The organism is Streptomyces sp. NRRL F-5630, from assembly GCF_000719475.1.
GTDB lineage: Bacteria > Actinomycetota > Actinomycetes > Streptomycetales > Streptomycetaceae > Streptomyces.
In genome coordinates this window covers 48,442-64,304 of record NZ_JOGO01000032.1, presented here as the reverse complement: position 1 = coordinate 64,304, position 15,863 = coordinate 48,442, and the positions used below count along the sequence as shown (strand labels likewise).

6 protein-coding genes, 1 tRNA gene and 1 rRNA gene are annotated in these 15,863 nt (G+C 71.6%); 7 read left to right on the top strand and 1 reads right to left on the bottom strand.

All coding sequences use genetic code 11. From position 1 onward, the window contains the following. The first annotated feature begins 120 nt into the window (after positions 1 to 120). From rrf to IF99_RS0116725, 3 genes are all read left to right on the top strand, one after another. Positions 121 to 237, top strand: a 5S ribosomal RNA gene (gene rrf / locus IF99_RS0116735). 111 nt (positions 238 to 348) lie between these two features. Continuing rightward, positions 349 to 1,032, top strand: coding sequence for a DegT/DnrJ/EryC1/StrS family aminotransferase (locus IF99_RS0116730; protein ID WP_030997303.1), 684 nt, complete (start codon positions 349 to 351; stop codon positions 1,030 to 1,032). A gap of 87 nt (positions 1,033 to 1,119) precedes the next feature. Continuing rightward, a tRNA-Thr gene (locus IF99_RS0116725) sits at positions 1,120 to 1,192 on the top strand. 64 nt (positions 1,193 to 1,256) lie between these two features. Here the strand turns inward: IF99_RS0116725 and IF99_RS0116720 are convergent. Continuing rightward, positions 1,257 to 4,040: a SpoIIE family protein phosphatase gene (locus tag IF99_RS0116720; RefSeq protein WP_030997302.1), complete on the bottom strand. Its 2,784-nt coding sequence runs from the start codon at positions 4,038 to 4,040 to the stop codon at positions 1,257 to 1,259. A gap of 324 nt (positions 4,041 to 4,364) precedes the next feature. Between IF99_RS0116720 and IF99_RS0116715 the strand changes: the two genes are divergently transcribed. From IF99_RS0116715 to IF99_RS0116700, 4 genes are all read left to right on the top strand, one after another. Next, positions 4,365 to 10,274, top strand: coding sequence for a HAMP domain-containing protein (locus IF99_RS0116715; RefSeq protein ID WP_030997301.1), 5,910 nt, complete (start codon positions 4,365 to 4,367; stop codon positions 10,272 to 10,274). Between the two features lie 360 nt (positions 10,275 to 10,634). Then, positions 10,635 to 11,345, top strand: coding sequence for a response regulator (locus IF99_RS0116710; RefSeq protein ID WP_030997300.1), 711 nt, complete (start codon positions 10,635 to 10,637; stop codon positions 11,343 to 11,345). A gap of 249 nt (positions 11,346 to 11,594) precedes the next feature. Continuing rightward, on the top strand, positions 11,595 to 14,546 hold the full coding sequence (locus tag IF99_RS0116705) for a DNA translocase FtsK (protein ID WP_051703528.1): 2,952 nt from the start codon (positions 11,595 to 11,597) through the stop codon (positions 14,544 to 14,546). Between the two features lie 380 nt (positions 14,547 to 14,926). After that, the gene (locus tag IF99_RS0116700; RefSeq protein ID WP_030997298.1) at positions 14,927 to 15,754 is read left to right on the top strand and encodes a helix-turn-helix domain-containing protein; all 828 of its coding nucleotides are present in this window, start codon (positions 14,927 to 14,929) and stop codon (positions 15,752 to 15,754) included. Positions 15,755 to 15,863 lie beyond the last annotated feature (109 nt).

Sequence of the window (15,863 nt, the reverse complement as noted above, 5' to 3'; positions counted from 1 at the left end):
ATAGGCCGAGGGCTTGTCCTCAGTTGCTCGCGTCCACTGTGTTGGTTCTGAAACCACGAACAATCACATGCTGCCCCCACGTTTTGTGGTGTGGCGGGGTGGTTGCTGGTTTCACTGTGTTTCGGTGGTCATAGCGCGCGGGAAACGCCCGGTCTCATTCCGAACCCGGAAGCTAAGCTGCGTAGCGCCGATGGTACTGCAAGGGGGACCTTGTGGGAGAGTAGGACGCCGCCGAACAATTTTTGAAAGGGTGCCCCGAGTCTTCGAGACTCGGGGCACCCTTTTTTGCTTTCTCAGTGTTTCTCTCCACTTCGCGTCGTGTTCATGTCGGCAGGCCACCATCCAGACATGGACACCGCGAGATTGCTGCGTGCCGCAGGTATCGGAAGCGGCGACGAGGTCGTCATATCCGCGTTCGACGGGCCCGAGGTCGCCGAGGCCGTTCTCGGTCTGGGGGCGCGTCCCCTCTTCGCCGACATCGATCCGTACACGTACAACCTGGATGCCGCCCACGTGGCGAGCGTGCTGGGGCCGGGCACGGCGGCGGTAGTCGTCGGGCACCGGTTCGGGAATCCGGCGTCGCTCGGGGCGGTCAGAGAGCTGGGGGAGCGGCACGGGCTGCTCGTACTGGAACACCATGAGGCGGGTGCCGAGCGGGCTGTGCCGGCGGCGCGGGCCGAAGGGGCGCGGTACCTCGACGGGCGCCTGCGCGGCGTCGTGCCGCCGCGGGGCGCGGCCGGGCACAGGTACCTGCGCTACGTGGTGCGCGTGCCGGGCAACGGCCGGCCCGACCGGGACGCCTTCGTCCGTGCGGCCCGGGCGAAGGGGATCGACTGCCGCATTCCCGTACCGACACCGCTGCACCGCCTGCCGGGATACCGGCGTGACGTCTTCCTGCCCGCCACCGAGAACGCCGTGGCGGAGACCCTCGCGCTACCGCTCGGCGACGGGTTGCCCCCGCGTGAACTCCAGCGCCTCGTATCGGTCTGCAACGCGCTCGGCGGCCTGGTGCGCCTTCCCGTGCGGAGCTGAGAGCGGGCGGGGCCCGTGGTGCGGGGCGGGTGCGGGATCGGGGTATGATTTCGTTCGTCGCCACGCGCGGAAGCGCGTGCGGGACAGGCCCCAATAGCTCAGTCGGCAGAGCGTCTCCATGGTAAGGAGAAGGTCAACGGTTCGATTCCGTTTTGGGGCTCAGCGAAAGCCCGGCAGAATGAGAAAGGCCCCCGCCTGATGGCGGGGGCCTTTCTCATTCCCGGTCAGTCCTGGTGAACGCCCGGCAGGCGCATCGTGAGAATCGCCATGTCGTCGGACGGCGCGTCCGCCGCGAAGTTCGCGACGGCGCGCATCACGCGCGCGGCGACCGCGCCCGCCGTCAGCCCCGTGCAGCCCTTGAGGACCTCGGCGAGGCCGTCGTCGCCGAGCATGCGGGTCCCCTCGCGGCGTTCGGTGATGCCGTCCGTGACGCACAGCAGGACATCGCCCGGGTCCAGGGTGACCGACTGCTCGTACAACTCCAGGTCGTCCATCACACCGAGCAGCGGCTGCGGCTCGGCGGCCGGGCTCACCGTGCCGTCCTGGTGCAGGCGCAGCGGCAGCGGGTGGCCCGCGCACACCACCTTGAGGAGCGCGCTGCCGTCCTCGCGGGGGTGCAGCTCCCCGTACAGCAGCGTGAGGAAGCGGCTGCGCGGGCCCTCGTCGAGGATCGCCGTGTTGAGGCGCTCCAGGACCGCCGGGCCCGGCAGGTTCTCGCGGGCCAGGAGGCGCAGCGCGTGGCGCGCGAGGCCCGTGACGGCCGCGGCCTCCGGGCCCGTGCCGCACACGTCGCCGATCGCGAAGCCGTAGACGCCCTCGCGGATCGGGAAGAGGTCGTAGAAGTCGCCGCCGACCTCGTTGCCCTCGCCCGCCGCGCGGTAGATGACCTCCACCTCGACGTTCGGGACGGCGGGAAGGGGCTCGGGCGGCAGGAGGGAGCGCTGGAGCGACTGGCTGATCGCGTTGCGCTCCGAGTAGAGGCGCGCGTTGTCGAGGGCGAGCGCGGCACGGCGCGAAAGGTCCTCGGCGAGTTCGAGGATCTCCTGCCGGAAGTGCTCGTCGGCCGGCTTGCCGAGGGTCAGCATCCCGATGACGCGGTTGCGCGCCACGAGGGGCAGCACGACCGTCTCGCCGCCCACGGCCGCCGCCGTCGCCAGGGTGTCGCCGATGCCCGCGCCGACGAAGGTCAGCTCGTTCGGGTCGAGGCTGCGCATCGAGTCGCGCAGCGCCGCCTGGTGCGCGGCCTCGGCGGGCTCCGTCCACACGCGCGGGCCCGGCGTCGTCACCGGTTCGGGTGGTGCGACGCGGGTCAGGAGCGCCTTGAGGCCGTCGATGCGGTCCTCGTCCTCGTGCAGCACGTACGAGAGGTACGGCTCCGAGGCCGGGTCGGCGATCGTGTAGACGGCGCACCACGTCGCGACGTTCGGCACCGTCATCTGCGCCATGAGCGCGAGCGTCTGGTCCCTGTCGAGCGTGCCCGCGAGCAGGTCGGACGCCTCGACGAGGAAGGAGAGCGAGCCGCGGCGCAGCTTCTCCAGCTCGCCCAGGCGCGCCGACTCGACGGCGAGCGCGATGCGGTCGGCGGCGAACTGGAGGCGCAGCGCCTCCTCGTTGGTGAACCGCTCGCGGGCCTCGGCCGCGACGCCGAGCGAGCCGGTGAGGCGGCCCTCGACCTTGAGCGGCACCGTCACCACGGAGCGCATCCCCGTGCCGTCCAGGAGCGGCACCGCGCCCGGTACGTCTTTCAGATCCTCGTGCACGGCCGGCATCCGCGCGGAGCCGTAGCGCCCGACACCCGCCTCGACCTGGACGCGGGCGAAGCGCTGGCGCGCCGAGGGCAGGCCCGTCGAGGCGCGGACCTCCAGCTCCGTCTCGTCGTCCGTGGCGAGCAGGAGGAAGGCGGCGTCGCCTTCGAGCATGTCCCGCGCGCGTTCCACGGTGCGCTGGAGGAGACCGTCGAGGTCCTCGGGCGGCGGCGTGCCGATGAAGGTCTCGAAGGCGTCGGGCGCCGTCGCCTCGCCGCGGCCCGCGCCGTCCTTGCGGCTGGGGCGCAGCGGCGCCTGGAGGACGGCGCGCTCGGCGTCGTGGACGAGGAGGCAGACGGTGGACGGGGCGCCCTCGGCGTCGCGTACGCGCAGGTGCGAGGCGTAGACGGGGACGACGCGGCCCGAGGCGGAGCGGAGCCCGTAGCTGCCCTCCCAGCGCGACAGGCGCAGCGCCTCGGCGACGCCCGTGCCGGTGCCCGGGGTGTGCGGCCAGGCGGCGAGGTCGGTGAGGGGTGTGCCGAGGACCTGCGCGGCGGGGTAGCCGAACATCTCCTCCGCGTCCTCGTTCCACGCGGAGATGGTCTCCTCGGCGTCGAGCTGGACGACGGCGACGTGGACGTGGCCCCCGGCGAGCGGGAGGAGCTCGTCGGGCAGGAGCGGGCCCGCGCTGCTGGTGCCGACCGGGCGGCCGGGGAGGTCGAGGCGGAACCAGACCGTCTTGTGGGTCGAGGAGTACTCGACGCCCCAGCGGGCGGCGAGCGCCGCGCACAGCTGAAGGCCGCGCCCGCCCTCGCGCTCGGGGTCGGTGAGCACGTGCGGGGAGGCGTGCAGCGGGACCTCGCGGTCCGGGTAGCGGTCGGCGACCTCGACGCGTACCCCGTCCTCCTCGCGCAGGCACAGCACCTCGGCGTTCGTCCCCGCGTGCACGACGGCGTTGGTGACCAGCTCGCTGGTGAGGACCGTCGCGTCGTCGACGAGGTCGGTGAAGCCCCAGCCCTGGAGGGTGTCGCGGACGAAGGCGCGGGCCGTCGCGACGGAGCGTCCCTCGGGGGCGAAGGTGGCGGACGCCCGAGCGGTCACAGCACTCCCTGTCACGAAGTCGGCGTTCTCTGTGGTGGCGCGGGGCTCCGCGACATGGGGGGCCGCGGCTCTCGCCCCGTGCTCGGCCTCCCGCTGCGCGAGGGCGTCGTTCGCCCCGGGGCGAGAGTCCGGGGTGTCTTCCCCGGCGTAACCCAGTCCCATCCTCGGCCGCCCCTTTGTTGCCGTCGTGCCGCGCGGTTGCCGTTGTGCCGCGCGGCAGGTTCGTGCCACCGTGCCCTCCTGCTGGACCGATGGACCGGCGAGAGGGACAGCTCAGGCCCAGGTTACTTACCACCCGGGGGCCGGTGGATGCCGGTTCGCTGTGTTTCCGCCCCGAAGAGTGTCGCCGGGGGCCCGAAGCTGCCGAACTGTTATGGCCTGCGGGGGGCGGGGTGAAACACTTGGGGGAGCCTTAAGGAATGGACGGGCCGCGCCGCCGCGCGGTCCGGCACGAGCACGAGGTCGAAGCACACGGGAGGGACCACGGTGGAGTCTGGCGCAGCGACGCGACGTACCCGTACGCGCGCGGAGAGCGGACAGCAGTCGTCCCGGAGCGAGCCCTCCCGGAACGGCCGCGCGGGCGGCAGGGGCGGGGGCAGGGGGACGACCGAGGTCGACACGGCTTCGCTCAACCGCCTTCTCGCCGCCCTGGAGGCGATGCGGGACGGGAATTTCCGCAAGCGGCTCACGGTCTCGGGCGACGGGATCATGGCCGAGATCGCGGCTGTCTTCAACGAGGTCGCGGACCGCAATCTGCATCTCACGGGTGAGCTGTCGCGGGTGCGGCGCGTCGTCGGACGTGAGGGAAAACTCACGGAGCGCCTGGAGACCGGCGTGCTCGAAGGCGCCTGGGCGACGGCGGTGAACGCGTCGAACGCGCTCGTCGACGAGCTGGCGCGGCCCGTCTCCGAGGTCGGCCGGGTGCTCTCCGCCGTCGCCGACGGCGATCTGGAACAGCGCATGGAACTGCGCGGGCAGACGTCCGAGGGGACCTGGCACCCGCTGCGGGGCGAGTTCCTCAAGGTGGGCCGCACCGTCAACAACCTCGTCGACATGCTCTCGACCTTCACCGACGAGGTGACGAGGGTCGCGAGCGAGGTCGGCACCGAGGGCAAGCTCGGCGGGCAGGCGAAGCTGCGGGGCATGTCGGGGTCCTGGAAGGACCTCACCGACTCCGTCAACACGATGGCGTACCGCCTCACCGCCCAGGTCCGCGACATCGCGACGGTGACGACGGCGGTCGCCGCGGGTGATCTCTCGCGCAAGGTGACGGTGCACGTCGAAGGCGAGATGCTGGAGCTGAAGAACACCGTCAACACGATGGTGGACCAGCTCTCGGGCTTCTCGCAGGAGGTCACCCGCGTCGCGCGCGAGGTGGGCACCGAGGGCGAACTCGGCGGGCAGGCGCGGGTGCCCGGCGTGGCCGGGGTGTGGAAGGACCTCACCGATTCGGTGAACCTCATGGCGGGGAACCTGACCGCCCAGGTGCGCGGCATCGCCGACGTCACGACGGCGGTCGCCAACGGGGACCTGTCGCGCAAGGTCGAGGTGAGCGCGCGCGGCGAGATCGCGCAACTCGCGCAGACGATCAACCAGATGACGCAGACGCTGCGCACCTTCGCCGACGAGGTGACGCGCGTCGCGCGTGAGGTCGGCTTCGACGGGCAGCTCGGCGGTCAGGCGAACGTGCCGGGCGCGGCGGGGACGTGGAAGGACCTCACGGACTCGGTCAACACCGTCTTCCGCAACCTGACCACGCAGGTGCGCGACATCGCCCAGGTGACGACGGCGGTCGCGAGCGGCGACCTCTCGCAGAAGGTCACCGTCGCGGTGGCCGGCGAGATGCTGGAGCTCAAGAACACGGTCAACACGATGGTCGACCAGCTCCAGTCCTTCGGCTCCGAGGTGACGCGGGTAGCCCGCGAGGTCGGTGTCGAGGGGCAGCTGGGCGGTCAGGCGAACGTGCCGGGGGCCGCGGGGACGTGGAAGGACCTCACCGACTCCGTCAACACGGCCTTCCGCAACCTCACCGGGCAGGTGCGCAACATCGCCCAGGTGACGACCGCGGTGGCCAGCGGCGACCTCTCGCAGAAGGTCACGGTGGACGTCTCGGGCGAGATGCTCGCGCTCAAGAACACCGTGAACACGATGGTCGACCAGTTGTCGTCGTTCGCCGAGCAGGTCACCAGGATGGCGCGCGATGTGGGCACCGAGGGGCGCCTCGGCGGTCAGGCGCGGGTCGACGGGGTGCTCGGCACGTGGCGGGAGCTGACCGATTCGGTCAACTCGATGGCGTCCAACCTGACCTCGCAGGTGCGGCAGATCGCGGACGTGACGACGGCCGTCGCGCGCGGTGACCTCTCGCAGAAGATCGACGTGGACGCGCGCGGCGAGATCCTGGAGCTGAAGAACACCATCAACACGATGGTGGACCAGCTCTCCGCCTTCGCCGAGCAGGTGACCCGCGTCGCCCGCGAAGTGGGCACGGAGGGGCAGCTCGGCGGACAGGCGCAGGTCCCGGGCGTCGCCGGGGTCTGGCGGGAGCTGACCGACTCGGTGAACGGGATGGCCGGGAACCTGACCGACCAGGTGCGCAACATCGCCCAGGTCGCGACGGCCGTCGCGCGCGGTGATCTCTCGCAGAAGATCACGGTCGACGCGCGGGGCGAGATCCTGGAGCTGAAGAACACGCTCAACACGATGGTCGACCAGCTCTCGAACTTCGCCGAGCAGGTCACCCTCGTCGCCCAGGAGGTCGGCACCGAGGGCCGTCTCGGCGGGCAGGCGGAGGTGCAGGGCGTCTCGGGCACGTGGAAGGACCTCACGCAGTCCGTCAACGGCATGGCGAACAACCTGACGCTCCAGGTGCGCAACATCGCCGAGGTGACGACGGCGGTGGCGCGCGGCGACCTGTCGAAGAAGATCACCGTCGACGCGAAGGGCGAGATCCTCGAACTCGTCACGACCGTCAACACCATGGTCGACCAGCTCTCCGCCTTCGCGGACGAGGTGACCCGTGTGGCCCGCGACGTGGGCACCGAGGGGAACCTCGGCGGTCAGGCGCGGGTGCCCGGAGTGACGGGCATCTGGAAGGACCTGAGCGACAACGTCAACATCATGGCGAACAACCTCACCTCGCAGGTGCGCGGCATCTCGCAGGTCGCGACGGCGGTCGCCAACGGCGACCTGACCAAGAAGGTCACCGTCGAGGCACGCGGCGAGGTCGCCCAGCTCGCCGACACCGTCAACATCATGGTCACGACGCTCTCCGCCTTCGCCGAGCAGGTGACGCGCGTCGCGCGCGAGGTGGGCACGGACGGCATCCTGGGCGGCCAGGCGCGCGTGCCGGGGGTCTCGGGGACGTGGAAGGACCTCACCGAGTCGGTGAACTCGATGGCGTCCAACCTGACGGGGCAGGTCCGCAACATCGCGATGGTCACGACGGCCATCGCCAAGGGCGATCTGACGAAGAAGATCGACATCGACGCGCGCGGCGAGATCCTGGAGCTGAAAACGACCATCAACACGATGGTCGACCAGCTCTCCAGCTTCGCCGAGCAGGTCACCCGCGTCGCCCGCGAGGTGGGCACCGAGGGCATCCTCGGCGGCCAGGCGCAGGTCCGCGACGTGGACGGTACGTGGCGCGAGCTGACCGACTCCGTGAACGAGATGGCCTTCAACCTGACCGACCAGGTACGGGGCATGGCCTCGGTCGCGACGGCGGTGACGCGCGGAGACCTCAACGTTTCGGCCAAGACGCAGGCGTCCGGCGAGATCCTGCGCCTCCAGGACACGATCAACACGATGATCGGCAACCTGCGGGACACGACGCTCGCCAACGAGGAGCAGAGCTGGCTCAAGGGCAACCTGGCGCGTATCTCCGGACTGCTCCAGGGCCGCCGCGATCTCACCGACGTCGCGCAGCTCATCATGAGCGAGCTGACCCCGGTCGTGACCGCGCAGCACGGCGCGTTCTTCCTCGCCGAGCCGCTGGAGGAGGGCGCGGAGGTCACGGATGTCGACGACGAGGCGTACCAGTTGCGGCTGATCGGCTCGTACAACTACGCGGCCGGCATGATGCCGACGACCTTCCGCCCCGGCGAGACCCTCGTCGGCACGGCGGCGCGCGAGAAGCGGGTCCTGACCGTCAACAAGGTGCCCGTCGACTACATCAAGATCTCCTCGGGGCTCGGGCAGGCGACGCCCGCGCAGGTCGTGGTGCTGCCGCTGCTCTTCGAGGGCAAGGTGCTCGGCGTCATCGAGCTGGCGACGTTCAGCCAGTTCACGCAGATCCAGCGGGACTTCCTCGCGCAGATCGCCGAGATGATCGCGACGAGCGTCAACACGATCAGCGTGAACTCGAAGACCGCCGTGCTCCTCACCCAGTCCCAGGAGCTGACGGCGCAGCTCAAGGACCGCTCGGCCGAACTGGAGCAGCGGCAGAAGGCGCTCCAGGAGTCCAACGCGGAACTCGAGGAGAAGGCCGCGCTCCTCGTGCGGCAGAACAGCGACATCGAGGTCAAGAACGGCGAGATCGAGAACGCGCGGCAGGTCCTGGAGGAGCGCGCCGAGCAGCTCGCGGTCTCGATGCGCTACAAGTCCGAGTTCCTCGCGAACATGTCGCACGAGCTGCGCACCCCGCTCAACTCGCTGCTGATCCTCGCGAAGCTGCTCGCGGACAACCCGGAGCGCAACCTCTCGCACAAGCAGGTCGAGTTCGCCGAGACCATCTACGGGGCCGGTTCGGACCTGCTCCAGCTCATCAACGACATTCTCGACCTGTCCAAGGTCGACGCGGGCAAGATGGAGGTCTCGCCGACGCGGATCGCGCTCGTCCAGCTCGTCGACTACGTCGAGGCGACGTTCCGGCCGATGACGGTCGAGAAGAACCTCGACTTCTCGGTACGGGTCTCGCCGGAGCTGCCGGCGACGCTGCACACCGACGAGCAGCGCCTCCTCCAGGTGCTGCGCAACCTGCTGTCGAACGCGGTGAAGTTCACGGGCAGCGGGGCGGTCGAGCTGATCATCCGCCCGGCGGGGGCCGATGTGCCGGACGCGATCAGGGAGCAGTTGCTCGAAACCGGCTCGCTCACCGAGCCGGACGGCAAGATGATCGCCTTCTCGGTCACGGACACCGGGATCGGTATCGCCGAGAGCAAGATGCGCGTCATCTTCGAGGCGTTCAAGCAGGCGGACGGCACGACGAGCCGCAAGTACGGCGGTACGGGCCTCGGACTCTCGATCAGCCGGGAGATCGCGCGGCTGCTCGGCGGCGAGATCGACGCGCAGAGCCAGCCGGGACGCGGCTCGACGTTCACGCTCTACCTGCCGCTGCACCCCGGTGACGTCCCGGCGCGGGGCGGCATGACGGACCTCGCGCCCGCCGTCGAGACGGGCGACCGCTTCGTGCCCGGCGAGCGCCCGATGACGCCGACGCTCACGGGCGGCGCCCTCACCCCCGTCCGCGACAACCGCAACGGCCCCGCCGAGAAGTTCCGCCGCCGCCGCAAGGCGATGCAGGCGGAGGAACTGCGGCGCAAGCGGGAGGAGAAGCGGGCGCGCGGGGAGACGGAGGACGCCGCGGACGCGGGCGACGGCGGGGAGTCCGCCGGGGTCTCCGACGGCGCCGGGACGAGTACGGGTTCCGGGGCGGCCGGTGACGCGGGCGCCGGTGACGCGGCCTCCGTCGGCCGGGCGGACGGCGCGGCGGCGGAGGGCGCGGCGCGGGACCTGGGCGCGGCGGAGGCCGGTGACGCGGCCGAGGCCGCTGACGCGGCGGGTGCCGGTGGCCCGGCGGACTCCGGGACGGACACGGGGGACGAGCGGGCCGAGGACGCGGCCTCCGGCGAGGACGCCGCGGCCGGTGGGGACCAGGTCCCCGGTGACGCGGACGCCGAGGACGAGGAGGCTCTCGACGACACGTCATGGGACGAGGAGGACGACGAGGACGGGCTGGAGGAGGCCGAGCCGTCCCGGCTCGCTCCCGGGGAGCTGCCGCCGCAGCGCCACACCTACACCTTCCACGACGAGAAGGTCCTCATCGTCGACGACGACGTGCGCAACGTCTTCGCGCTCACCAGCATGCTGGAGGAGAACGGGCTCTCCGTGCTCTACGCCGAGAACGGGCGCGAGGGCATCGAGGTGCTCGAACAGCACGACGAGGTCCGGGTCGTCCTGATGGACATCATGATGCCGGAGATGGACGGCTACGCGACGACGACCGCGATCCGGCGGATGCCGCAGTTCGCCGGACTGCCGATCGTCGCTCTCACCGCCAAGGCGATGAAGGGCGACCGGGAGAAGGCCATCGACTCGGGCGCGTCCGACTACGTCACCAAGCCGGTCGACCCCGACCGGCTGCTGACGGCCCTGGAGAAGTGGCTGCGCAAGAAGTGATCGCCCTGGCGATGCGCCGGTGGAAGTGCTGCCGTGCGCCCCGCCGTGCCCCCGGTCGTGCGCCGGGGGCACGGCGGCTCGGGCGCCCGGCCGGTGACGTGCGACGCCGGGGCGCCTGCCTCGGCGAAGCCGGAGCGTCAGGCGGCGCACGGAGCGGCCCCGGAGCAGGTGTGACCGGGGGGATGCGGGGAACTTTCCCCTGGGTCCGGGCGTTCTCACCTCGTACAGCGTGACTTGACGGTGACTGGGTGTGGCGACAAGTGGGGTGCGGCTACGATGACCGGCACAGGAACGGGCGGCGCCACAGAGCCGTCTACCGGGGCGGAACCCCACGGAATGCCGGAGCGAGGAGGGCGGGCCATGGTCCAGAAGGCCAAGATTCTCCTGGTCGATGACCGGCCGGAGAATCTGCTCGCGCTGGAGGCCATCCTCTCCGCGCTCGATCAGACTTTGGTCCGGGCGTCGTCGGGAGAGGAAGCGCTCAAGGCGCTGCTGACGGATGACTTCGCGGTCATCCTCCTTGACGTACAGATGCCCGGCATGGACGGCTTCGAGACCGCGGCGCACATCAAGCGCCGTGAGCGCACCAGAGACATCCCCATCATCTTCCTCACGGCCATCAACCACGGTCCCCACCACACCTTCCGGGGATACGCGGCGGGCGCGGTCGACTACATCTCCAAGCCCTTCGACCCGTGGGTGCTGCGCGCGAAGGTCTCGGTCTTCGTCGACCTCTACAAGAAGAACTGCAAGCTCAAGGACCAGGCCGCGCTCCTCCGCCTCCAGCTCGAAGGCGAGGGCGAAGGGGCGGGCGCCGAGGACACGGGCGGCGGGACGCGCCGCAACGGCAAGGCCAACGGCGGGGTCGTCGCCGAACTGTCCTCGCGGCTCGCGGCGGTCGAGGAGCAGGCCGAGGCGCTCTCCAAACAGCTCGACGACGCCGCCGACGCGGCAGCCGTCGCCACCGCCGCGCACCTGGAGCGCAAGCTGACCGGCCTGCGCCGCGCCCTCGACGCGCTGGAACCCGGCTCGGGCGGCTCCGGCACGCCGAGTCTCCCGGCCCAGGGCTGACCCGCGAGGCATGGCGCGGGGCGTGGGGGCGCGTTGCTCCTGATCCGGGCGCGGCAGGCGGCCCGCTCCGAATGCCGCACGCCGTCCGCTCGGTGCCGCGTGCCCCTGCCGGGCGGTCAGGCTTCCGTACCGGTCTCCGGCCGCTCCGCGTGAGGGCGCGTCAACCCGGCGTGCATCCACGGTGCGACACGAACGGGTGAAGCCGTAGTCACAGGTGTCCTCCGTGGTCGTGCCCGGTAACCTCAGCACATGGCTTCTCGTTCCTCCGGCAAGGGCTCTCCGAGCGCGGCGGGTCCCGCGCGACCGCGTGCCGGTGGAGGGGGCGGGGCGAGAGGCCCCGCGAAGAAGTCGGCCGCGGCGGCTCCCGCGAAGAGGACGCCCGCGAAGAAGGGCGCGGCCAAGGCACCGGCGAAGAAGGCCGCGGTCAAGAAGGCGCCCGCCAGACCGGCCCCCAGTCCCACCAACGGCATCTACCGGCTCGTCAGGGCCGTGTGGCTGGGCCTCGCGCACGGCATCGGGGCGATGCTGCGCGGCGTGGGGCGCGGCGCCAAGGGCCTCGACCCCGCCCACCGCAAGGACGGGCTCGCGCTGCTCCTCCTCGGCCTCGCCCTCGTCGTCGCCGCGGGCACCTGGTCCCGCCTCGACGGCCCCGTCGGCGAACTCGTCGAACTGCTCGTCACCGGCGCCTTCGGCCGCCTCGACCTGCTCGTGCCGATACTGCTCGGCGTCATCGCGGTGCGCCTCATCCGCCATCCCGAGCAGCCCGAGGCGAACGGACGCATCGTCATCGGCCTCTCCGCGCTCGTCGTCGGCGTCCTCGGGCAGGTGCACATCGCCTGCGGCGCGCCCAGCAGGGACGCGGGTATCGAGGCGCTCCAGGACGCGGGCGGGCTCATCGGCTGGGCCGCCGCCAGCCCGCTCATCTTCACGATGAGCGAGGTCCTCGCCGTACCGCTGCTGCTCCTGCTCACCGTCTTCGGGCTCCTCGTCGTGACCGCGACGCCCGTGAACGCGATCCCGCAGCGGCTGCGGCGGCTCGGGGTACGGCTCGGGGTCTTCAGCGAGGACCCGGCGGCCGAGGTGGAGTTCGCGGCACACGACGCGCGGGAGGACGACGCGGAGGAACTCGCGCACGCGAGGCGGCGGCGGGCGCCGTCGCGACGTCGCGCCGCCGCCCCGTACGACGTCGACGCGGAGGAAGCGGCGCTCGAACGCCGCCGCAAGGGCGGCAGCGGCGTCTTCGAGGACCGCGACCTCGACCCCGTGGACGTCGCGGCGCGCGCCGCCGCCGCGCTCGACGGCGCGGTGCTGCACGGCCTGCCGCCGTCCTCGCTCGTCGCCGACCTGACCCACGGTGTGGGGACGGGGCGGCGCGAGGGCGAGTCGACGACGCCCGTACCGACGCCGCGCGAGAAGGCGGCGACGTCGGACGAGGAGGCGGCGTCGCGGAATGCCGGGCGCGGGGGCGCCTCCCGCGGGGCCCCGGGGCGCGACGCAGGCGCGACGCCGCGCGGCGGACGCGAGGCCGGGGGCGAGGCGGCGTCCGGCGGCGTACCCGACCTGACGAAGAAGACGCCCGAGGCGCCGCGCGACCTCCCGCCGCGCGCCGAGCAGCTTCAACTCTCCGGCGACGTCACCTACGCGCTGCCGAGCCTCGACCTCCTGGAGCGCGGCGGCCCCGGCAAGGCGCGCAGTGCCGCCAACGACGCGGTCGTCGCCTCGCTCACCAACGTCTTCAGCGAGTTCAAGGTGGACGCGCGCGTCACCGGCTTCACGCGCGGCCCGACAGTGACCCGGTACGAGGTCGCGCTCGGCCCCGCCGTCAAGGTCGAGCGCATCACGGCGCTCACGAAGAACATCGCGTACGCCGTCGCGAGCCCCGACGTACGCATCATCAGCCCCATCCCGGGCAAGTCCGCCGTCGGCATCGAGATCCCGAACACGGACCGCGAGATGGTCAACCTGGGCGACGTGCTGCGCCTCGCGGACGCCGCCGAGGACGACGACCCGATGCTCGTCGCCTTCGGCAAGGACGTCGAGGGCGGCTACGTCATGCACAGCCTCGCGAAGATGCCGCACGTCCTCGTCGCCGGCGCGACGGGCTCCGGCAAGTCCTCGTGCATCAACTGCCTCATCACCTCGATCATGATGCGGGCGACGCCGGAGGACGTACGCCTCGTGCTCGTCGACCCCAAGCGCGTCGAGCTGACCGCGTACGAGGGCATCCCGCACCTCATCACGCCGATCATCACCAACCCGAAGAAGGCCGCCGAGGCGCTCCAGTGGGTCGTGCGCGAGATGGACCTGCGCTACGACGACCTCGCCGCCTTCGGCTACCGGCACATCGACGACTTCAACAAGGCGATCCGCGAGGGCAAGCTCACGACGCCCGAGGGCAGTGAGCGCGAGCTCCAGCCGTATCCGTACCTGCTCGTGATCGTGGACGAGCTCGCCGACCTCATGATGGTCGCGCCGCGCGACGTGGAGGACGCGATCGTGCGGATCACGCAGCTCGCGCGCGCCGCCGGCATCCACCTGGTCCTCGCGACGCAGCGGCCCTCCGTCGACGTCGTCACGGGGCTCATCAAGGCGAATGTGCCCTCGCGGCTGGCCTTCGCGACGTCCTCGCTCGCCGACAGCCGCGTCATCCTCGACCAGCCCGGCGCGGAGAAGCTCATCGGCAAGGGCGACGGGCTCTTCCTGCCGATGGGCGACAACAAGGCGACGCGCATACAGGGCGCCTTCGTCACCGAGGAGGAGATCGCCGCCGTCGTGCGCCACTGCAAGGAGCAGATGGCGCCGGTCTTCCGCGACGACGTCGTGGTCGGCTCGCAGCAGAAGAAGGAGATCGACGAGGAGATCGGCGACGATCTCGATCTGCTGCTCCAGGCGACCGAACTCGTCGTGACGAGCCAGTTCGGCTCCACGTCGATGCTCCAGCGCAAGCTGCGCGTCGGCTTCGCGAAGGCGGGGCGCCTCATGGACCTCATGGAGACGCGCAACATCGTCGGCCCGAGCGAGGGCTCGAAGGCGCGCGACGTCCTCGTCAAGCCGGACGAGCTGGACGGGGTCCTCGACGAGATCCGAGGGGGCGGGGGACCGGGGAGCGGTGGTGCCTCGGGGGCCTCCGGTACTGCCGGGACCTCCGGGGCCTCCGGGGCCTCCGGGGCCCCGGGCGCGGGGGACGGCGCGGGGGGCTGACGCGGCGCCGAAGGGGCGACGTGGCAGGGGGCTGATGTGGCGCCGAGGACTGACGTGGCGCGCAGAACTCACGCGGCGCCGAGGGCCGACGCGGCACGCAACCCTTTCGGCGGGTCGCGCGTCAACCGGGGGGAAAGCGATCCGGTGACGCGGCGCCGCCTCGTGGCCCAGTGCTCTTCATCCGTTCAGGTGCGGTGAGGGCGGGGGCCGGGCAGACGTGCGCGGAGTGCGGGATGTGTGGAGATTCCGGGGCCGGGGGCGTCCCGGGATTTCCGGGCATTCCGATGGCGTAAAACCCCGTCCGCCGGGTTGCCCGAGCCTTTTACAGCGCCCCTAGACTGAACCTCCAGCAGATGGCTGCACGCTCGAAAGGCGCTCTCGTGTCCATCGGCAACTCCCCAGCAGAAGAACGCCCTTCCGACGACGGTCCGTCCCTCGGCGAGACGCTGCGGCGAGCCCGCACGAAGGCCGGGCTGCGGGTCGAGGACCTGAGCGCCTCGACGCGTATCCGCGTCCCCCTCGTCCAGGCCATCGAGAACGACGATTTCTCGCGGTGCGGCGGCGCCGTGTACGCCCGGGGACACCTGCGGGCCCTCGCGCGCGCCGTGGGCCTCGACCCCGAACCCCTGCTCGCGCGCTACGACGCGGAGCACGGCGGTGCGCCGCTGCCCACGCCCGGCGCCCCGCTCTTCGAGGCCGAACGCATCCGCCCCGACCGCCGGCGCCCGAACTGGACCGCCGCCATGGTCGCTGCGATCGTCGCGGTCGTCGCCTTCGTGGGGTTCACCTTCGTGAGCGGCGGCGACGAGCCCGCGGGGGCGAAGCGCCACGCCGCCGAGGGCGCCCCGGCGGGTTCCAGCAGCCCGAGCCCCTCCGCGACCGCGTCGCCGAGCGAGAGCCCGTCGCCCGCGAATCCCGCCGAGAGCGCGGTGGCCGCCGTGCCCGCGGACAAGGTGACGGTGAAGCTGAGCGTGCCCGAGCGCCGCTCCTGGGTCTCGGTCAAGGACCACACCGGGCGCAGCCTCTTCGACGGGGTCCTGGAGCAGGGACAGCACAAGACGTTCACGGATGCCGAGCAGGTCGATCTCGTCCTCGGCGACGCGGGCGCGGTGCGGGTCTCCGTGAACGGCAAGCCCATCACGGACAAGTTCCGACCGGGCCAGGTCCAGCGGCTCTCGTACACCAAGGGCGACCCCTCGGAGGGCTGAGCGGGCGCGGGATACGGGGCGGGGACCGCGCGCACCGCGTGCGGGCAGCGGCGCGTCCACGGCGGGGGGCGTGCACGACGCGCACCGCCGCCCGGGACGTACCGCCGCC

Excerpts from the sequence above, each read along its gene's own strand:
- IF99_RS0116730 (WP_030997303.1), top strand. The coding sequence starts at position 349 with ATGGACACCGCGAGATTGCTGCGTGCCGCAGGTATCGGAAGCGGCGAC.
- IF99_RS0116720 (WP_030997302.1), bottom strand. The coding sequence starts at position 4,040 with ATGGGACTGGGTTACGCCGGGGAAGACACCCCGGACTCTCGCCCCGGG.
- IF99_RS0116710 (WP_030997300.1), top strand. The coding sequence starts at position 10,635 with ATGGTCCAGAAGGCCAAGATTCTCCTGGTCGATGACCGGCCGGAGAAT.
- IF99_RS0116705 (WP_051703528.1), top strand. The coding sequence starts at position 11,595 with ATGGCTTCTCGTTCCTCCGGCAAGGGCTCTCCGAGCGCGGCGGGTCCC.